Annotated in this window: 16 protein-coding genes and 1 tRNA gene; 2 read left to right on the forward strand and 15 right to left on the reverse strand. The window is 33.5% G+C overall.

The window, feature by feature from the left end:
* Positions 1-241 precede the first annotated feature (241 nt).
* The 15 genes from KA468_RS04455 to panB form a co-directional block, all read right to left on the reverse strand.
* Positions 242-3,436 carry a T9SS type A sorting domain-containing protein gene (locus KA468_RS04455; RefSeq protein WP_291241732.1) on the reverse strand — a complete coding sequence of 1,065 codons (3,195 nt, stop codon included), beginning with the start codon at positions 3,434-3,436 and terminating at the stop codon, positions 242-244.
* Positions 3,437-3,518: 82 nt separating this feature from the next.
* Complete coding sequence (locus KA468_RS04460) at positions 3,519-4,151, reverse strand: hypothetical protein (RefSeq protein WP_291241733.1); 633 nt, start codon at positions 4,149-4,151, stop codon at positions 3,519-3,521.
* A gap of 332 nt (positions 4,152-4,483) precedes the next feature.
* Positions 4,484-7,660, reverse strand: coding sequence for a T9SS type A sorting domain-containing protein (locus KA468_RS04465; protein WP_291241734.1), 3,177 nt, complete (start codon positions 7,658-7,660; stop codon positions 4,484-4,486).
* Between the two features lie 85 nt (positions 7,661-7,745).
* Complete coding sequence (locus KA468_RS04470) at positions 7,746-8,102, reverse strand: hypothetical protein (protein WP_291241735.1); 357 nt, start codon at positions 8,100-8,102, stop codon at positions 7,746-7,748.
* A gap of 13 nt (positions 8,103-8,115) precedes the next feature.
* Positions 8,116-8,709, reverse strand: a complete 594-nt coding sequence (locus KA468_RS04475; RefSeq protein WP_291241736.1) for a hypothetical protein — start codon at positions 8,707-8,709, stop codon at positions 8,116-8,118.
* 189 nt (positions 8,710-8,898) lie between these two features.
* Positions 8,899-10,137 carry a site-specific integrase gene (locus KA468_RS04480; RefSeq protein ID WP_291241737.1) on the reverse strand — a complete coding sequence of 413 codons (1,239 nt, stop codon included), beginning with the start codon at positions 10,135-10,137 and terminating at the stop codon, positions 8,899-8,901.
* A 270-nt stretch (positions 10,138-10,407) separates the two neighbouring features.
* A tRNA-Ser gene (locus tag KA468_RS04485) sits at positions 10,408-10,495 on the reverse strand.
* Between the two features lie 135 nt (positions 10,496-10,630).
* Positions 10,631-11,761 carry a 3,4-dihydroxy-2-butanone-4-phosphate synthase gene (gene ribB / locus KA468_RS04490; RefSeq protein WP_291241738.1) on the reverse strand — a complete coding sequence of 377 codons (1,131 nt, stop codon included), beginning with the start codon at positions 11,759-11,761 and terminating at the stop codon, positions 10,631-10,633.
* Positions 11,751-13,238: an LptF/LptG family permease gene (locus KA468_RS04495; protein WP_291241739.1), complete on the reverse strand. Its 1,488-nt coding sequence runs from the start codon at positions 13,236-13,238 to the stop codon at positions 11,751-11,753. The genes ribB and KA468_RS04495 overlap by 11 nt, the downstream gene beginning before the upstream one ends.
* A 27-nt stretch (positions 13,239-13,265) precedes the next feature.
* Positions 13,266-13,928 carry an outer membrane lipoprotein carrier protein LolA gene (locus KA468_RS04500; RefSeq protein ID WP_291241740.1) on the reverse strand — a complete coding sequence of 221 codons (663 nt, stop codon included), beginning with the start codon at positions 13,926-13,928 and terminating at the stop codon, positions 13,266-13,268.
* A 15-nt stretch (positions 13,929-13,943) separates the two neighbouring features.
* Positions 13,944-16,424: a DNA translocase FtsK gene (locus KA468_RS04505; protein ID WP_291241741.1), complete on the reverse strand. Its 2,481-nt coding sequence runs from the start codon at positions 16,422-16,424 to the stop codon at positions 13,944-13,946.
* Between the two features lie 6 nt (positions 16,425-16,430).
* Entirely contained in the window at positions 16,431-16,811 is a 381-nt protein-coding gene (locus KA468_RS04510) for a diacylglycerol kinase family protein (protein WP_291241747.1), read from the reverse strand.
* A gap of 3 nt (positions 16,812-16,814) precedes the next feature.
* Positions 16,815-17,309, reverse strand: a complete 495-nt coding sequence (tpx, locus tag KA468_RS04515) for a thiol peroxidase (protein ID WP_291241742.1) — start codon at positions 17,307-17,309, stop codon at positions 16,815-16,817.
* A 166-nt stretch (positions 17,310-17,475) separates the two neighbouring features.
* Positions 17,476-18,165, reverse strand: a complete 690-nt coding sequence (locus KA468_RS04520; RefSeq protein WP_291241743.1) for an RluA family pseudouridine synthase — start codon at positions 18,163-18,165, stop codon at positions 17,476-17,478.
* Positions 18,166-18,265: 100 nt separating this feature from the next.
* A complete protein-coding gene (gene panB, locus KA468_RS04525) occupies positions 18,266-19,084 on the reverse strand; it encodes a 3-methyl-2-oxobutanoate hydroxymethyltransferase (protein ID WP_291241744.1) in 819 nt (272 codons plus the stop codon).
* Positions 19,085-19,216: 132 nt separating this feature from the next.
* Between panB and KA468_RS04530 the strand changes: the two genes are divergently transcribed.
* Both KA468_RS04530 and KA468_RS04535 read left to right on the forward strand, forming a co-directional pair.
* Complete coding sequence (locus KA468_RS04530; protein ID WP_291241745.1) at positions 19,217-19,657, forward strand: nuclear transport factor 2 family protein; 441 nt, start codon at positions 19,217-19,219, stop codon at positions 19,655-19,657.
* Position 19,658: 1 nt separating this feature from the next.
* The coding region (locus tag KA468_RS04535) for an outer membrane beta-barrel protein (protein ID WP_291241746.1) at positions 19,659-20,610 on the forward strand (952 nt) is incomplete at its 3' end.

Consider the following 20,610-nt stretch of genomic DNA (forward strand, 5'->3'; position numbering starts at 1 on the left):
AAAATACTATTTAGTGTAATATTTTTTTAAAATTATATATTACAAAACATACATATATACGTGTTTATACGTATTTATTCATTCAAAAAAACACACACCTTACGAAGTTTTAGAAAGCATAGTATTCTGTGAGAATTTATTTTTGAGTATTTTTATGCCTTCGCTTCATTATGTCATTGGCCAGTGCTTTAAATAAAAAAAACTGTTTTTGAAAGTTCCAAAAACTGTTTTTATAATTTGTTTATTCTACAGCTATTTGATGACTTTCTATTTGGCTATCTATGTAAATTTTTAAAACATAAATTCCTTTATTAAGCCCTTTAACTGAAAAATTTGACTTGTTGTTATATATTTCAACTTTTGATTTTGATTGTCCCATCATATCAAAAAGTTCGCCTGAAACTGTTGCACTTTTTACGGGTATATTGTTTGCATCTCTAATTTCAATATTTACTATATCATTTGATGGATTAGGATAAATTTTAAATATGTTATTGTTTGCAATTCTTCCAAAGTCACAATCATATTGTAAAGTTGTGCTGCCGCAAGCGTTTGTTGCTGTTGCATTAACACAAAAAACATTTGTTCCTCTAACACAATATGGCCCACCCCAGTTAGATATAAATTCATTATTGGAAGTAGTGTAAATAACATTTGTAACTCCTTGTTGAGCTAATGTTAAATTTGACACATCACTTATAGCACAAAGGGTAGATTTTACTGGTTGTGGTTCAAAATATGTGTACTCAAATGTGAATGATGGTTTTCCTACCCAAATGGTTTTTGTTAGTGTTTGTTCGTTTTGAAAGGTTGCTTTTACAAAACCCGGACCATCTACTACTTTAGAAACGGTAATTGAATATGCCGATTGACTTACAATTTGAAGGTTGGAAGATACAGACCATGTTACTGTACTTGGGATCTTACATATATCCGGAAAAGAATAAGTTGTGGTACTACATACTAAATCAGGACCTGACATTGCATTTTCTTGAATTGGAAAATTGGGTGCTTGATGAGAAGGCGGATTTGTATTATCTCCTAGTTCTTTTAATAGCCAATTTACACTTCTAAAATTAAGCGCGATATGTGCTGTATTATTCGATTCTCCAAAATAACTATCAAAATAGGTTTCATTACAAGTTACTAAATTACGATTTAATGGATTTGCCCAATTTTGGTTTGGATTTTTCATCCCAATACTTGAATAGGTTGGTATAAAACATTGGTCTGCAATTAATGCATGCGTTTCCCATTGCGCCCCATTACCAAATTGATTTGCATACCAATAAGCTAAATTATCTGATGTATATTGCCAAAAACTGCCTCTTACTCCAGTTACACCTGTGCCAGTTATGGTACTATGAATTACACCAGTTGCATCAATTAAACCGCCAGGAATTAGATCTAAATTACCTCGAAAATTCAGATTTATTACAGGTGTAGATTGAGTACGACCTATCCCTTTAGTTAAAGATGCGCTTTCTGCTATGATTCCAGTTGAGGGCATTAAACGAGCTTGTGCTGTTGCTAGTTTTGTGGTATAGCAAACCGATGGTTTCCAACCGAATAAACTAAATGGTTTGAAGCAGGCTTGGGTAATCAGTCGGGTATCTAGCACTAAATCGTTGTTATTTCCTAATGGCCTAACTCCTGATAAAGAACCATTTACAATAGCAATTTTTCGCAAATTCATAGGAAAACCTTTTGAATTAGGCAATCCGTTGGTAAACTGGTTGTTGAAATGTGTTTGAAAATAGGGGTTTCCCTCATTTGTAGGCATTCCTTGTGCTATTGTTGAAGCGTTTAGATAGGAATTATTAATACTTCCTTCATTTGCTGTTTGCTGATGTAATTCTATCATCAGTTCCTTCGATGCTGTAGAATTAAGCTTGTTTTTGTATGTATCATCAGCTTCTGCATTTGCACCACCATCTCTTAGTAAATTAACTAATGCTTGGTCTCCAAATGGGACATTTGCTCCATGGTTTGGGCTATCAAAAGCAACCCATAGGCGAGTGTTGTGTTTCCATTTGTTTTGCTCAATAACAGTAGTAGCTTCCGCTTCTTTCTTTTCCATATAAGCAAGTGCATAACGAGAAATTTGACCGCCCATACTAGGTCCTACTACAACCATTTTTTCGGTACTTCCGTTTTGTTGTAGTTTGCTATTTAGGTTTTTAAGTAAAGTAACTAGAGCTAGACCATTACGTTCTATAAAGTCGGCACCACCATCCACTTTTATTCCTTGGGGAGTGTTGTAGGTAGGCTGGTTTACCACTACTATATCATAGCCTTTGGAACGGAGAACTCTTATTAAATTATCATTTATTCCAAAAGAATCTTTATATCCCATTAATTCCTGTATCGATTGATGAATTTGTGGATCATAAAGCTCTGCACTATTTCGGTTGGCATATTGGCAGTCACCTGTTGGGTCATTTTCGCAATCGCAATCGGTTATTTTTCGCTTATCGCCTGGATCGAAACCATCTATAATTATTATGGGTTTGCGTAATGTCTTCTGATGATTCGGATCATAAAAAATTCTAACTTCTAGCTTGCCTTTCAGAGCAATTGCATCACCAATACCTTGAAAGGCTTCATTGGCTTCTATAAGATTTGCTACAGGGTATAAAACTTCACTGTCTATGTCACCATCGCAAGGAGTAGAAGTAGTTGCCATAGACATAGTTGTAGTATTGATATTTTTGCTTACAAAAATTTTGCCATAAGTAGTGATACTCACATTATTACTAAGTGTAACTGTAAAGGTAATTTTTTGATTAGCGTTTGATACCGTGTTATTTATACTTACACTGTTGGTTATTAGAGCGTTGTTGCTAATTATGGTGCGGTTTATACCATCGCCAAAATTGGCTATCAATGTTTTTATGGTGTAATTACCATTATTTATAATCAAATTATTGTTAAATTTATAGGTAATGGTATTACCACTAATCACATTTTTTAGTGGGGCTATTACTAATGCCTGCAAATCATAAAAAGGAACTTTGTTTATAATGGGTCTAAAATAAGTGCCATCAAACGTTAATCCTCCGTTTGTGGGGTTTGCTGAATCGTAATTCATGACCTGAAGCGAGGAGTTTATAATACCAATATTTACTTCGTTTCCATTGGTGGCGTTTATATTGCGATTTTCCAATCCTTGCAAAGAGATGAGTCTTGTGTTGTTACTTGACTTATACAGTTCGGCAAGCGCTTGTTTGAAAAAAACAAAATTGGCAGTATTGTGCAAATTATCAGGTTGGTTATAGGCAAACAAGTTGGTAGTTCGTAAAGACCTTTCGTATATAATGCCACTGGTAACAGAACTTTGATTTATATAAACCAATTGTGCGTCTAAAGGATTTGTGGTTTGTGCTAAGGTGTTTAAAAAAAACACCAAAAAGAGGGTAATGAAAATTTTTTTCATAAATTTGTTTTGAGTTTTTGGATTAGTAATTATTTTGTTAATCTAAATTTTGGGTTGCTATGTCCAGTAGCAACCCTTTTTTTTAAGGAAAAGGAGTTATATCTAATGTGCTCCATTTGAAATCAAATCTTCCGTTTAATATTTCTATTTCTTCTGTTCCATTGTAAAGTCTTAATTTTCCGCTAAAATTTCCTGAAACAATTCTGTTGGGTAAATCAAATCGAGTTATAGTCACTTTACCTGAGTTTTCAAAAGAACCATAATACTTCCAAGTGCTGGAAGCAGGAACAAATATTCTAGCATATACATAATTTTGCATTAAACCATCGATACTGTTCTGAAAATTTGAAGGATGCCAAATGTATTCTCCTTCTTGGTTTTGAAATAAATCTTGTAAATGAATTATCATTAAAGCACAAGGCTTACCGTCTTGGGCATTTTTTATTTCTATTTCATTCCAAGTGTAATCTGGTCCATCTCCTGAAAATATCAAGCCTTTAGTTCCTGGCACATAAAGTGATCCTGTACCATCACGAGGGTAAAAAATTTGATTATTTATAATACAACCAAAAGTATTTGCACCTGTTTGGGTTTCTGGAGGTAGTTTTGCAAATGGGTCTTCATGGGTTTGGGAGTCGTCTTTTGAGCAAGAGAAGCCCCCTAACCCCCAGAGGGGGAATGTGATGATGAATAAAAAAAGTGTTGATTTTTTCATAGTGTATTGTTTTTAAATGTTTATCAAATATAATTAAATATTGTCATGAAATTGTTCATAAAAGTTTGCTACTAAATTGTTTTTAAAATATAAAATACTATTTAGTGTAATATTTTTTTAAAATTATATATTACAAAACATACATATATACGTGTTTATACGTATTTATTCATTCAAAAAAACACACACCTTACGAAGTTTTAGAAAGCATAGTATTCTGTGAGAATTTATTTTTGAGTATTTTTATGCCTTCGCTTCATTATGTCATTGGCCAGTGCTTTAAATAAAAAAAACTGTTTTTGAAAGTTCCAAAAACTGTTTTTATAATTTGTTTATTCTACAGCTATTTGATGACTTTCTATTTGGCTATCTATGTAAATTTTTAAAACATAAATTCCTTTATTAAGCCCTTTAACTGAAAAATTTGACTTGTTGTTATATATTTCAACTTTTGATTTTGATTGTCCCATCATATCAAAAAGTTCGCCTGAAACTGTTGCACTTTTTACGGGTATATTGTTTGCATCTCTAATTTCAATATTTACTATATCATTTGATGGATTAGGATAAATTTTAAATATGTTATTGTTTGCAATTCTTCCAAAGTCACAATCATATTGTAAAGTTGTGCTACCGCAAGCGTTTGTTGCTGTTGCATTAACACAAAAAACATTTGTTCCTCTAACACAATATGGTCCACCCCAGTTAGATATAAATTCATTATTGGAAGTAGTGTATACAACATTTGTAACTCCTTGTTGAGCTAATGTTAAATTTGTCACATCACTTATAGCACAAAGGGTAGATTTTACTGGTTGTGGTTCAAAATATGTGTACTCAAATGTAAATGATGGTTTACCTACCCAAATGGTTTTGGTCAGTGTTTGTTCATTTTGAAAGGTTGCTTTTACAAAACCCGGACCATCTACTACTTTAGAAACGGTAATTGAATATGCCGATTGACTTACAATTTGAAGATTGGAAGATATAGACCATGTTACTGTACTTGGGATCTTACATATATCCGGAAAAGAATAAGTTGTGGTACTACATACTAAATCAGGACCTGACATTGCATTTTCTTGAATTGGAAAATTTGGAACTTGAGGAATTTCATCTAATTCTTTAAAAAGCCAATCTATACTTTCTTTAGTAAAAGAAGTATGCTCTGTATTGTTTGCTGTACCATAGTAACTATCAAATGGTGTTTGCTTGTTTGTAGGACATGTTAAATTAGTATTTAAAGGATTACCCCAATTTTGATTTGGATTTAAATGACCAATTGCTGAAAACGTTGGGATAAAAGAATGATTTTCAATGTAATCTCTAGTTTCCTGTCTAACACCTGCTTCACTTAACCCATCAGAAACTGCTTCTCTAATATATTTGACAGTTTTAAAAAACCCTCCAGGTACAACGTCTAAACTTCCTTTGATACTATTGTTATTTACATTTAAAGTATATCTTGGGTGAGAAAAATCTACATACCAATGATTGAACCCAATATTAATAGTACTGTTTTGCCCATCACCTTTAAAAACAGTACCTGACTGAAATGATGCTGGCATAAAATTATCTTGTAATCTTAAAAATGTAATAGTCCAGTTAGAAAATAGCATTGTTGCCAAACCTGCTAATGGAGATAGTATAAAACCTGCTGCATTTGCTTTAGCATAACCTCTCATATATAAAAATGTTTGTTGCTCTGAAGCATCTTTTTTACCAGTAAATGAACCGTTTACCATCGAAATTTTTCTGAAATTTGCGTTTGAAACAGGATAACCATTTGACCCTGAAACACCGTTTGTATTTAGATTATTGTAATAAGTTGTAAAAAAACTGTTGCCATTTAAGTAGCCTGTTTCCCTAGCATTTTGAAACTGACTAATAATTTGTTGTTTTCCAGCAACTGAATTTAACTCTTCATAATACTGAATTTTTGCTGGTTCTTTTCCTAATCGGTCAGCTAAAAACCAAATGTTTGCTTGTGCACCTACAGGAATATTTGCCCCTAAATGTGGACTATCTACACTTACCCATAAACGCGCATTATGTTGCCATTTTGGTTTTTCTAAAGGGTCAGTTTCTTCGGCAAATCTTTTCTCCATATATGCAAGGGCATATCGAGTAATTTGACCACCCATACTAGGCCCAATTAATACTAATTGTTGTGTACTACCCACAGTATTTTGGTCTTCTTTAATTTTTTGAATATAAGACGCTAAAGTTCTACCATTACGCTCTATATAATCTGCACCTCCATCAATAGTAACCGATTGTCCTGCTAAATTTGTAGTAGTGTAAGTTGGATTGTTAATTACAATAACGTCGTAACCTTTTTTTCTTAGTTCAATGATTAAATTTGTTTTTTTTGGTAAGCCTGTAACAGGATCAATAGTTCCATCATTGTAATACATCAAATCTTCTAACGATTCGTGATTTTCAGGATTGAAAACACCATTGTCATCATCATCATTATTTATTACACAGGTTGGGTCTTGTTCGCAATCACAATCTAGTACTTTTCTTTTGTCTTTTGGGTCAAAGCCATCAACTATAATAATTGGCTTTAGCATATGTTTAGCATTGTTATTATTACCATAAAAAATAGTGTATTCCGTTCTGCCAAATACAGGTGAAGTTTCTGTATAACCTTGAAATGATATAGTTGAAGTAAACATACCTTTGTCTTTTAATGGTTCGTAACATGGTGAATTTGTATTATTTGTAGTAAATGTTTGTACATTTGAGCTGTATTTTATGTAAATTTTTCCATACGTTATCAGAGTGGTATTGTCAGAATAGGTTATCGTAAATTTTAGTGTTTTCATACCTGTTGATGAATAATTTACGGTTTTTGATGGTATAACAATTGTGCTGTTGGAAATGACTGTAGATGGAGTAGTTCCGTCTGTAAAATCAACAATCAATGTTTTTATAGTTGTTGTAGCATTATTTAAAATTAAATTGTTTTTGAAATTAAATACAAAACTACTTCCTGTTACAAATTCTTTTAATGGAGCTATTATACTAATTTTTTTACTTATGAATGAAGGTTGACCCGCAATTACAACAAATTTACCTGTACTTTGATTAAAAGTTACACCGCCAACACTAGGATTTTCTTCGTTAAAAAGTAGTTTTTGAAATGAGGTGTTAATAATTCCAATATCAACCGAATTATTTGCTGTTGTTGATGCTGTTCTATTTTTCAGTTCTGTTATTGAAATAAACCTTGCTTGGTCGGATGCACGATACAATTCACTTAATGCTTGATTAAATTGTTCCTTGTTTGACCAATTGTTTTCAATAGAATTATAGTTTATGATGTTTGCAAAAGAGGTTACTTTGTCAATCAGCACACCGGAGGTAATTTGAGATGTATTCAAGTTAGAAAGCATAACAGGCCAGTTGGGTGTTACTTCTGTTTGTTGAATCGTAGGATTGTCTTGTGCAACTACTTGGGAGAGTTGAAAACAAAAAATGAATGAAATTAAGATTTTTTTCATAATTTTGAAGTTAGATTAGAATTAATGTTAGAACAGTTATTTTTAATTTATTAGTAAGAGGCAATTGGCGTTGCCTCTTTATTATTTATTGATAGTTGTATTTCCAGTTACCATATGAATTTAATAAAGATAGAATTGTTACAATAATTAAAGGAGGCATCACAGCAACTGCAGTTTTTTCTAAACTGAATTTATTAATTTTCATAATATCAGTTTTGGTGACTTTTAATTCTTTATTTTGGTAAATACCAATTATACTTTCATTTGTTTCGTTAATAAACTTAAAGTGCCTAATAGTGCCTATACTTTTAGTTTTAATAATATATAGGTTGTTTTCTTTTAGAACATAATAATCTTGCTTGTTACTTGCATTAATTTTTGTTGTAACACAAGAACTTAATAAAAGTAAAAATAGCATACAAAAGATTGTTGTTGTTTTCATAATTTATAAGGTTTTATGGAAAAGGATGATTAGGTAAGGTAAAACCATTAATATCAAATCTACCATCTGTAATTTGAATAAAATTATTAGGATTGTCATAGCGGAAAAATTTTCCGAAAAATTTTCCAGATAAAATTCCACTGTCTAATCTTGTAATATTTAAAAAACATTCATTTTCAACAGAACCATAATACGCATAATTACTAATATTGCTATCCCATATTTTAAAATAAATATGACTATTTCTAATACTATCTATGTTATCTTGAAAATTGCTTTGTTTTAGTGTAATCTGTCCTGTTGATATCAATGGCTCCATATGAATAACCATATTAAAACCAACAGAACTTGCACCATCTTTAATTTCTAATTCATACCAAGAATTATCTGATGTACCCCATAAAACCATTCCTTTGCCACTTCCCAGTACCCCTCCTCCTGTTGGATCTCTAGGTATATATACTTTGCCATTAATAGTAACGCCAAAAGTGTTTGCTCCTATTTGAGTTTCAGGCGGTAAGGTAAACGTTGGGTTTTTAGTTACGTTATTGTCTTTGCTGCAACTTTGCAGTATTATTAACGTAATAGTTAAAATTAAATTTCTCATAGAGTGTTATTTTTAATTGTTTATCAAATATAATTAAATATTGTCATGAAATTGTTTACATAAGTTTGCTACTAAATTGTTCTTAAAATTTAAAATACCATTTAGTGTAATATTTTTTTTTAAAATTATATATTACAAAGTATACATATATACGTGTTTATACGTATTTATTAATTCAAAAAACACCCTCTAAGAAGTTTTTGAAAGCATATTGTTATGCGAGAACTTGTCCTTGAGCATTTTCATGTCCTCACTTACCTTTCTATCTAAAACCTTGGCGTAATGCTGTGTAGTGCGCAGGTTTTTGTGACCTAGCATTTTGCTAACGCTTTCTATAGGCACGCCGTTAGTTAGCGTTATCGTTGTTGCAAAGGTATGTCGGGCAATGTGAAAGGTTAATTCTTTTTCGATTTCACAAACTGATGCTATTTCTTTTAAATAAGCGTTCATTTTTTGGTTCGATAAAATAGGAAGTAGTTTATCCTCGTTATTACTTTGCGGATGGTTTTCGTATTTGTCGATTATCATTTGTGTAACTGGAAGGATTGGAATTTTGGAAGCACTTTCCGTTTTTTGTCTGTGCGTGAATATCCATTTTTCACCGTCAATACCATAGCTTATATGCGACTTTGTTAGGTTTTTGACATCAATGTAGGCTAGACCTGTAAAGCAGCTAAAAAGGAAGATATCGCGTACAAGTGATAATCTTTCTGTTTTAAAGTCTTTTTCAATTATGGATTGGATTTCTTCTTCAGTTAAATACACGCGCTCCACTTCTTTGACTTTTGATTTGTAATTAGCAAATGGATTTTTATCTAGCCAGTCATTGGCCAAACAAAGTTTGATGATTTTATTGAAATTTTTTAGGTATTTAACCGCTGTGTTGTTTGCGCAGTTTCTAACACTTCGAAGCCAGAATTCATAATCGGTAACAAAAGCATGATCAATCTTTGTAATATCGATATCCGAAACGTTGTATTTCCATTGCATGAACTCAATGGTATGTTTCAATGAGGTGGTATAGCGTTCTAAAGTGCCCGGAGCATATTCTTTTCCAATAAGCTTTTTTATTTTGTTATTGTGGTCTTGGAATATGGGTACAAGCATTCTTGCTCTTTCATCAATACCTAAAAGTTTGCTCTTAATTGTTTCAATAGTAACTGGTGCCTTTTTATGGATTAATTCCATTTCAGCATCTCGTATTTGATTTTTGAGTAAATCGAGATGATTATTTATTAAACGAGCTTCTTCTGAAGTGCCTTTCATTTTGTTACCTTCTGTAGACCATTTAGAAATTTCTACAAAGCGGTTTGTACTTTGTTCAAAACGTTTTCCATTGATTGTAATTCTGGTATAGATAGGAACTAAACCATTTGCGGCTGCTTTTGCTCTCTTTGTGTAAAAGAGAATTGATACTTTTGTTTTCATTGTGGTGACCTTTTTAGTGTTATTAAATGTAACTTCAATATGACTAATCCACAAGATGTACAGTTATTAAACTGGTTGTTGAACTGGCTGTAAAGCCTTGTGAATGTTAGTCTGAGACAAAAATCGGTTACCCTAGATTAGGTTTTTTTTAGGGTAACCGATTTTATCCCTTTTGGTTCACGAATGAATGAATATTTTGATATGTGATAAAAAGAAAAAACCCCTAAAATCATACGATTTTAAGGGTTTTAGTTCAATTTGCTTTTCAGCTGGCGGAGAAAGAGGGATTCGAACCCCCGGACCTGTTACAGTCAACAGTTTTCAAGACTGCCGCATTCGACCGCTCTGCCATTTCTCCAATAAGACGTGCACTACTTTCGTATTGCGAGTGCAAATATAAAAGGTTTTTTCTATTAAAAAAACAATTGCATTACTTTTTTTAGAAGTTTTTATTAAATAGCTGATAGTCAATATTTACTACCTGCGTTTTTAATTAATAATTCAAATATTCGGTTATTTCTAAGCCGTAACCTATCATTCCCACACGTTTGTTTTGGTAAGAGTTGGTTAATAACTTAATCTTAGTGATGTCCAAATCATGTAAAATTTGCGCACCAATACCAAAGTCTTTTGTATCTACAGCAATTCGTGGTGTCGTAAAATCACCTGCCGCTTGCAAGCGTTTCAACTCGGCCAAACGATCCAACAATTCCACCGACTGCATTTCCTGATTAATAAACAAAATCGCACACTTCTCATACGATTCAAATTTCTTAAAGATATCTTCTAACTTCTTATTTAAGGTATCGGTTAAACTACCCAATATATCATTCGTGACTTGCGTAGAGTTAATACGGGTTAAAATGGCCTCCCCCATACTCCAACTTCCTTTAGTTAAAGCAATATGCACCTGTTTGTTCGTAACTTGCAAATACGCACGCAAACGGTACGTTCCAAAACGGGTTTGTATTTCAAAGTCTTCTTTTTTCTTAATCAAACTGTCATGTTGCATTCTGTACGCCACCAAGTCTTCAATAGAAACCAATTTCAAATCGAATTTCTTCGCCACCTCAACCAATTCTGGTAAACGTGCCATTGTACCATCATCATTCATAATTTCACAAATGACACCAGCTGAGGAATACCCTGCCAAACGGGCAAAATCAATGGCTGCTTCTGTGTGTCCTGTTCTTCGTAACACCCCACCTTGACGGGCAATTAAAGGAAAAATATGTCCTGGTCGTCCCAATTCGTAAGGTTTGGTATCTGGATGCACTAAGGCTTCAATAGTTTTAGCACGGTCGGCAGCAGAAATACCGGTGGTAACCCCATTCCCTTTTAAATCTACAGAAACTGTAAATGCCGTTTCCATGTTGTCCGTATTGTTCGTCACCATGGTATGCAATTCCAATTCCTTACATCTCGATTCGGTTAACGGAACGCAAATAAGCCCTTTTCCGTGCGTAGCCATAAAGTTGATCATTTCTGGCGTAACTTTGTCAGCAGCGGCTAAAAAATCGCCTTCATTTTCTCTATCTTCATCATCTACCACAATAATCATTTTACCCTGACGGATATCTTCAATGGCTTCTTCTATGGTATTCAGTTGTATTTTATGACTCATTAGTTGTAATGTTTTCGCCTGGTAGCGAATTAGTATTTTGTTTCGTAAACATTTTTTTAATAGGGGTTATCAGCCAATCTAAATCGATAGTCAATCCCATATCTTTAGTAGCTCGGTACGTAAATAATATCGCAAATGGGGTTAGTATCAAAGCACCCGCTGCAACTCCAATAAACGGAGGAATGGCATCTTGTCCGGCTAATTTCTTACCAAAAGTATTGGCAAAATTAAAGATTATAAAAATCAATATCGCAAATACAATAGGCAAGCCCAACCCGCCTTTTCTAATAATGGCACCTAACGGAGCACCAATAAAAAACATCAACAAACACGAATAGGCAATTAGTATTTTATCGTAATACCCAATCCAGTGGTCGTTAATATTGTTTTGTTTAAACTCCAAATCGGTTTTATATCCGTCCAAAGTAAAAATAGTATTGTTAATATTGTTTTTCGCTACATCCAACACCATCGCTTTTTTATCTGTTGGAAACAAATCAAGTAAATCATCAGATATTTTAATCTTCTTAGGCACCACTACAGAAGAGGACACGGGCACATTATACACCATAGCAAGACTTTCAGCACTTTTATCTAAGTTATCACTGTACGAGGCAACATCTTTGTTAAACGTCTTTTGTAACGAATCAATGGTATATTTCAATTCGCTCATATTAAGCATGTTGTAGGCATTCACAATCTCAGCACCTTCATCCGATGCGCCGTTTAGTTTCGCCAAATCAATTGTAACGGTATATTTCTTAAAACTACTTTTAGCAAAAGGCAGCTTGTCGCGTTCTTCAAACTTTTTAGGTTGAATGTCTTCGTAGTAATTCCCATCTAACAAATCCAATTGCAATAAATTGGTCGATTCATCACTTTTCAAAACACCTTTTTTGGCTTTAATAACGGTGGTAACGGTTCCAAACTCCCCTTTCTTCATATGCATCGTAACACCTTCTAAAAACGAGCCGTTTTCCCCTGATTTCTTTTCTACATGTATTGAGGTAGTGGTACCTATTTTACTAAATTGTCCTTCACCAATAGCCATAGCCGGTTTGGTTTGGATAATGGATTTTCGCAAATTAATAAAACGGTATTGCGCTTCCGGAATGATGTTATTGGCAAATAAAAAAGCAATACCACTAAACAAAACCGAACAAACAATTAAATACTTCATGGCACGTCCTAAAGATATTCCGCCCGACTTCATTGCCGCAAATTCATAGTTTTCTGCAAAGCTACCAAAAGTCATAATAGATGCCAATAAAATAGACAAAGGCAATACCAAAGGCACCATAATAGGCGAATAGTAAAAGATAAATTTAAAGATGGTCATGAAATCTAAATCCTTACCTGCTAATTCGGCAATAAACAACCAAATACTTTGCAATACGAAAATAAAAAAAAGGATTACGAATACCGTAGCAAACGTAATCAGGAATGATTTTAATAAATATTTATCAATTATTTTCATGGAGTAGTTATACGTAAATGCTACAGATTAGTCCGCTTTATTAATATAATAATTTGGATATTTAGCTTTTACAAAGGTAAACTGATTTTTTGCTAACGTTTGGTTAAATTTAAACGAAGAAACTGTTAAAGTAGTTCTAGTACCATTTTTACCTACTTCAATAAGGTTATAAATATGATTGGTTTTGGTATCAATACCAATTAAGATTTCTTTACGTTTATCCGTTACGCTAGAAGGCGTAAGCTTTACATACTGAATGGTTTTCCCAGCCATAGGTTGTTTGATGTCCATAGCGAATTTAAATCCTTTTTTAAAGAAGGTAAATATCTTGTTTGGTGACATGGTGTTGGGATCACTTTCATCATGATTAGAAACCGTAATCTCTTCATCTTCTGGAACAATTGTGTATATTTTCTTTCCATCAAATAGTTTTGTAACACCCATAAAAGATAAATGATACTTGTTCCCTTGTAACATTACTTTACCCGTACTCTCCTGATTGATTTTTTCTGCGGTATTGTTAATAGCATACTTAAAGTCAATCACCATATTTTTGTACGATTTTGCCTTGCTAACTACTTTATCTAATAACGCTTTACCTGCATTTTTCTCTTTCGGTGGATTATTTTCTACAGTTGTAAACGCCACTAAAAATAGGGCTATAACTGATAATGTAACTAATTTTTTCATTATATTGTAATCAATCTATTGTTCGTTCTTAAAAAATATTTCTAACGAATTCATATCCGTTATTAAAACTTGTCTGGCTTTGCTACCTTCAAAAGGTCCTACAATTCCAGCTGCTTCTAATTGGTCAATAATACGTCCAGCGCGGTTATACCCAAGCTTTAGTTTTCTTTGTATTAAAGAAGCCGAACCTTGTTGTGCCGAAACAACAACCTCAGCCGCATCTCTAAATAATGAATCACGTTCTGATATATCCATATCAAGTTTTATGCCACTATCTTCACCCACATAATCTGGTAGTAAATACGCATCGGCATACGCTTTCTGTGAACCAATAAAATCACAAATGCGTTCTACTTCTGGAGTATCTACAAAGGCACACTGCACACGAATTAAATCATTTCCGTTAGAAAACAACAAATCCCCTCTACCAATTAATTGGTCAGCACCTCCTGAATCTAAAATGGTTCTTGAGTCAATTTTAGACGTTACTCTAAAGGCAATTCGTGCTGGGAAATTGGCTTTAATCATACCCGTAATTACATTCACTGACGGACGCTGCGTTGCAATAATCAAATGAATTCCGATAGCACGAGCCAATTGAGCCAAACGAGCGATAGGCATTTCTACCTCTTTACCCGCTGTCATAATTAAATCGGCAAACTCATCCACCACTAAAACGATATACGGTAAAAAACGATGTCCGTTTTCAGGGTTTAATTTACGCTGTTTGAACTTTTCATTGTACTCTTTAATATTACGCACCATCGCATCTTTAAGCAAAGAATAGCGATTGTCCATTTCCAAACACAACGAGTTTAACGTATTAATTACTTTCGCATTATCGGTAATAATCGCCTCATCTGTATCAGGTAATTTAGCCAAATAATGACGTTCTATTTTATTAAAAAGAGTCAACTCTACTTTCTTAGGATCTACCAAAACAAACTTCACTTCTGCTGGATGTTTTTTGTATAATAACGAAGTCAATACCGCATTTAATCCTACCGATTTACCTTGTCCAGTAGCTCCTGCCATCAATAAGTGAGGCATTTTAGCCAAATCCACAACCAAGGTTTCATTAGAAATGGTTTTTCCTAAAGCAATAGGCAATTCCATTTCCGCTTGTTGGAATTTCGGAGAAGCAATTGCACTTCTCATAGAAACCATCGACGGATTGGCATTTGGTACTTCAATACCAATAGTTCCTTTACCAGGTATTGGCGCAATGATACGAATACCTAATGCCGATAATGACAAGGCAATATCATCTTCCAAACTCTTAATTTTAGAGATACGAATACCCGCTTCTGGTACAATTTCGTATAAAGTAACCGTAGGTCCTACAGTCGCTTTAATCTGAGCGATTTCTATTTTGTAGTTCTTTAAGGTATCTACAATTTTATTTTTATTTTCTTCTAATTCCGCTTGATTAATGGTAATCCCCACTCCCGAATAATCTTTCAACAATTCAATAGAAGGCATCTGAAAATTAGACAACTCTAAAGTTGGATCAAATTCCCCGAAATCCTGCACCAAACGTTGAGCAATACTTTCTTCAACAATATCTTCTTCTTCTGGTTTTTCGATAATGAAAGAGGAATCTTCCGTTTCAATAATTTCAGGTTGTTTCGGTGTTTCTTGTGGTGGTGTGTCTAATTTAATTTCAGACGCATTTTGTATGGTAGGCTTTAACGCCGTTTTATCTATTTCAAAAGCAGATGGCGCATCACGGTCAATCACTTGCATGTTTGTCCATTCCTCATCAGGCGTTTCTTCAATAATTGGACTTTTCTTAAAAGAAGTTACCGGAACAGGTGTTTCCTCTTCTTCTTCTTCAACTAATGCTGGAGTTCCCATTGGTGTTACAGCTTCTTCATCAGTCTCAGAAGCATCCGCTACAGCTACAGGTGAAGCTTTCGCATCTAAATAGTCTTTTAGTTTGTCTGGAGATACTTTAACCTTAAAGATTAAAAATACAATTACATTGAAGACTAAAATCATAATCGTACCAATATTCCCAGCATAATCTTGAATTAAATCATGCAATTCGAAACCAATTACTCCAGATAAATGAGGAACATACTCCCAAATAAGTCCAAAAAATAATGAAATGGTAACCATCGCATACAAATCCCAAAAGGTAGATTTTTTTATTTTACCTAATGGCAAATCAATTAGTAAGTACGCACCAATTAAAAAGAAAATCTTAACAAATAAGAAAGAAGCGATACCAAAACCTTGATACAAGAAAAAATCAGCCAACCAAGCCCCTATTTTACCCAACCAATTTTCAACAACTACGTTTCTATTAGCCAGCTCATTTATTTGACTTTGGTCGTTACTACCTGAAATATAATACGATATAAAAGATAATAATAAAAACAATGCAATTATAATGAAGAAAAAACCAGCAACGAACTTTTGCCCACGGGTGGTTTTAAAAAGGGAAGTACGCAATTTTTTATCGGATGCGTTTGAAGTTTCTTTTTTAGCCATTAATTTCTATAAATTAAATAGTTTCGGTACATAAATTAAAGCACCAACAGTTAATGCGCTACTTGCGGCAAACAAAACAGCGCCAGCAGCAATATCTTTAATAAAACCAATTCGATCATGAAATTCAGGGTGAATAAAATCGGCTATTTTTTCTACAGCAGTATTTAACCCTTCAATTCCTAATACCAAACCGAAAGCTAAGGTTTGTAGCATCCATTCTTCTCTACTAATGTGAAAATAAAAACCAGCAAAAATCATTAAAAGCATAATGGAAAATTGCACCATTATACTATGTTCCGTAGAAACTAATTTAAAGGCACCTTTTACAGCAAATCCAATACTTTTAATTCTGCCAGAAACAAATCGTTTGTCTTGAATCATAACAATGGTTTATGCGTTTAAAGCCGCGTCGTAATTTGGTTCATTAGCAATTTCGCTAACCAATTCAGAATAAGCCACTTTTCCAGTTTCATCAATTACAACAATCGCTCTTGCGTGTAATCCTTTTAAAACAGAATCAATTAAAGTAACACCATAATCAGTTCCGAAACTTCCATCTCTAAAATCAGATAAGTTCACTACATTTTCTAATCCTTCCGAACCACAAAAACGTTTTTGAGCAAAAGGTAAATCTTTAGAAATACACAATACTTTAGTGTTGGCTAACGAATTAGCTAACGTATTGAAAGTACGTACCGATGTAGCACAAGTTGGCGTATCAATACTTGGAAAAATATTTAAGATAACACGTTGACCTAAATAGTCGTGTAAAGAAACTTCTGATAAATCAGTTGCAACTAATTGAAATTGTGGTGCCGCAGAACCAATAGCTGGTAAAGCGTTATTTGTGTTTACAGGATTTCCTCCTAAAGTTATTGTTGACATCGTAATAATTTTTAAGCATCAAAAGTACAAAAAATATTTTTGCCGAATATCAAATAAGTAAAGTTTATTTTGATTTGGGATTTACGATTTGGGTGTTGGTTATTAGGTATTGGGTTCCTTTCACCTTTCACCTTTCACCTTTCACCCTATACCCTTTACCTTATTCCTAAACTAACTTCCACAACACATCGTCCGGAACTGGAGCGATAAGTTCTAATGGATCTTTGGTAACAGGATGCGTTAACACTAATTTTCTGGCATGTAAATGAATACCTCCGTTGGGATTACTTCTATCAAATCCGTATTTTAAGTCGCCTTTAATTGGGCAACCTACAGCAGTAAGTTGTGCTCTAATTTGATGATGACGTCCGGTATGTAAATCGATTTCTAAAGCGTAATAATTATCTAATTTCTTAATTATTTTATACGATAGTTTTGCTTCTTTAGCATCAGGTACTTCTTTTAAATGTGCTTTAGAGGTATTGTTTTTAGTATTTCTTCTTAAGAAATGCACCAAAGTATCTTCCGTTTTTGGCGGCGCATTTTTCACAATCGCCCAATAGGTTTTTTGCGTTTCTCTGTTTTTAAAGGTTTCGTTCAAACGGGTTAGGGCTTTTGATGTTTTAGCAAACACCACAATACCCGTAGTAGGTCTGTCCAAACGATGTACCACACCTAAAAACACCTCTCCAGGTTTGTCGTACGCCACTTTTAAATACGATTTCACAATATCCGATAAAGGCTCATCACCGGTTTTATCTCCTTGTACGATATCGCCAACGCGCTTATTTACTACTATTATATGATTGTCTTCGTGAAGAATTTGAAGATTTTTTGAATCGGAAACTATTTTCATTTGTATGGGATGTAAGTGATAAGTTAATAGTAATTAGTAAATAGTGTTTGTTATAAATAATTAGCAGAAAAACTACTTACTAATTACTTGTCACTAATCACTAATATTGTTCGTTAGCATTAGGAAAATCAACCGATTTTACATCAGCTACATATTGTCCGATAGCTTTTGTCATATCTTCAAATAAATTCATATATCTGCGTAAGAATCTTGGACTAAATTCGTGCGTCATACCCACCATATCGTGTAATACCAACACTTGACCGTCTACGCCACTCCCCGCTCCAATTCCAATTACGGGAATAGAAATACTTTCAGCTACTTTTTGTGCTAATTTCGCTGGAATTTTTTCTAAAACTAAAGCAAAACAACCAATTCGTTCTAACATTTTAGCGTCTTCTAACAATTGATCTGCTTCTTCCTCTTCTTTTGCACGAACGGTGTACGTTCCGAATTTATATATCGATTGTGGTGTCAACCCCAAATGCCCCATTACAGGAATTCCAGCATTTAATATTTTCTTTATAGAGGATTCAATTTCTTTTCCACCTTCTAATTTTACAGCATGTCCGCCGCTTTCTTTCATAATACGAATAGAAGAACGCAACGCCTCTTTAGGATCCGATTGATAACTTCCGAAAGGCAAATCTACCACAACTAATGCTCTGTCAACAGCTTTAACCACACTACTAGCGTGATAAATCATTTGGTCTAACGTAATTGGCAATGTGGTTTCGTTTCCTGCCATTACATTACTGGCCGAATCGCCAACTAAAATAACATCAATACCCGCTGTATCTACAATTTTAGCCATTGTGTAATCGTATGCCGTTAGCATAGAAATTTTTTCACCATTGGCTTTCATATCAATTAACGACTTCGTTGTAATTTTTTTATAATCTTTTTTTGCTACAGACATATGCTTTAGTGTTCAGTTATCAGTTTTTAGTGTTCAGTAAATACCGAATGAAATATTTTGTAAAATTAATATAAAGATATGGATTGTAACAATTTTTCGACATTTAATACCAATAATAAAAATGCAACAACTATGAGACAAGTATTTATTTTACTATTTTTTGGTTTTAGTGTAGGAATTTCCGCACAAGAAGAAACGGCAATTAAACAAACGATTTCAACATTTTTTGAAGGCCTACAAACCGGTGACACATTAAAAATACAATCGGTTTGCCATAAAGACATGAAACTGCAATCGATAACCGAAAAAAACGCCATTGGAACATTATCATTTGACAGCAATTCAGATTTTTATAAATCCATAGCAGCTATACCCAAAAACCTAAAAATTGAAGAACGTCTTTTAAGTTATAACATCCAAATAGATGGCACTATGGCAAACGTTTGGACACCTTACGAATTTTATGTGAATGAAAAACAAAGTCATATTGGAACAAATTCCTTTACTTTGCTATTAGAAAACAACAGTTGGAAAATTGTGCACATTATTGATACACGAAGAAAAAAGATTTAAAATGAAAAACACAGTTGCCTTATTTTTCTTAACGATAGTCTCAATTTCGTTTGCTCAAGAAAATCCAAAAAAAACATTAAAAATAGTGCTTTCAGGTTACATTGACACCTACTATTCCTATGATTTTGATTCGCCTGAAACACAAGACAAACAAACTTTTTTATACAATTACAACAAACAAAACAACTTTAATATAAACATCGCATTACTAAGAGCTTCAATTAGTTATGAAAATGTTTACGCAAAAGTTTCGGTGCATTCTGGAACGTATGTAAAAGCTAATTACGCTGCCGAAAAAACCAAATACTTAAACGAAGCGTATGTAGGAGTGTTTTTAAATAAAAACAAAACAACCACTTTAGAAGCGGGAATTATGCCCAGTTATATTGGTTTCGAATCTGCCATAACTCACGCTAATTTAACCGCAACACGTTCTATACTTGCCGAAAATTCTCCTTATTTTATGACGGGTGTAAAACTGAATCATCAATTTAATGAAAAATGGAGTGTAGCTGGATTACTAACCAACGGTTGGCAACGTATTGAAAAAGCAAAAAGCAATTTAGCGCCATCATTTGGTACACAATTGATATACAAACCAAATAGCAAAAACACGTTAAATTGGAGCACTTTTATAGGCAAGGAAGCGTATGCTGAAGAGTTTAATACGCGCTATTTTAGTAATCTATATTGGGACAAAACTTGGAATACAAAATGGCATTCTATACTTGGTTTCGATTATGGTTTGCAAGATATTTCCTCTCAAAACACGGAGAAAGCAACTTGGTACAGTCCGGTTGTAATTACACAATATTCGTTCAATTCGAAATGGCAAATGGCACACAGAATTGAATATTATCAAGATAAGAAGCAGGCAATAATAGCTAGTCAAATTCCTTTTGAAACGGTAGGAAATTCAATAAATTTAGATTTTTTACCCAATTCGAAGTTTA

The sequence above is a fragment of the Flavobacterium sp. genome (genome assembly GCF_017985075.1).
In the GTDB taxonomy this organism is placed as follows: Bacteria; Bacteroidota; Bacteroidia; order Flavobacteriales; family Flavobacteriaceae; genus Flavobacterium.

Coding starts and splice junctions, on each gene's coding strand:
- tpx (WP_291241742.1), bottom strand. CDS start 17,309: ATGTCAACAATAACTTTAGGAGGAAATCCTGTAAACACAAATAACGCT.
- KA468_RS04455 (WP_291241732.1), bottom strand. CDS start 3,436: ATGAAAAAAATTTTCATTACCCTCTTTTTGGTGTTTTTTTTAAACACC.
- KA468_RS04465 (WP_291241734.1), bottom strand. CDS start 7,660: ATGAAAAAAATCTTAATTTCATTCATTTTTTGTTTTCAACTCTCCCAA.
- KA468_RS04475 (WP_291241736.1), bottom strand. CDS start 8,709: ATGAGAAATTTAATTTTAACTATTACGTTAATAATACTGCAAAGTTGC.
- KA468_RS04495 (WP_291241739.1), bottom strand. CDS start 13,238: ATGAAAATAATTGATAAATATTTATTAAAATCATTCCTGATTACGTTT.
- panB (WP_291241744.1), bottom strand. CDS start 19,084: ATGTCTGTAGCAAAAAAAGATTATAAAAAAATTACAACGAAGTCGTTA.
- KA468_RS04460 (WP_291241733.1), bottom strand. CDS start 4,151: ATGAAAAAATCAACACTTTTTTTATTCATCATCACATTCCCCCTCTGG.
- KA468_RS04500 (WP_291241740.1), bottom strand. CDS start 13,928: ATGAAAAAATTAGTTACATTATCAGTTATAGCCCTATTTTTAGTGGCG.
- KA468_RS04505 (WP_291241741.1), bottom strand. CDS start 16,424: ATGGCTAAAAAAGAAACTTCAAACGCATCCGATAAAAAATTGCGTACT.
- ribB (WP_291241738.1), bottom strand. CDS start 11,761: ATGAGTCATAAAATACAACTGAATACCATAGAAGAAGCCATTGAAGAT.
- KA468_RS04520 (WP_291241743.1), bottom strand. CDS start 18,165: ATGAAAATAGTTTCCGATTCAAAAAATCTTCAAATTCTTCACGAAGAC.
- KA468_RS04470 (WP_291241735.1), bottom strand. CDS start 8,102: ATGAAAACAACAACAATCTTTTGTATGCTATTTTTACTTTTATTAAGT.
- KA468_RS04480 (WP_291241737.1), bottom strand. CDS start 10,137: ATGAAAACAAAAGTATCAATTCTCTTTTACACAAAGAGAGCAAAAGCA.
- KA468_RS04530 (WP_291241745.1), top strand. CDS start 19,217: ATGAGACAAGTATTTATTTTACTATTTTTTGGTTTTAGTGTAGGAATT.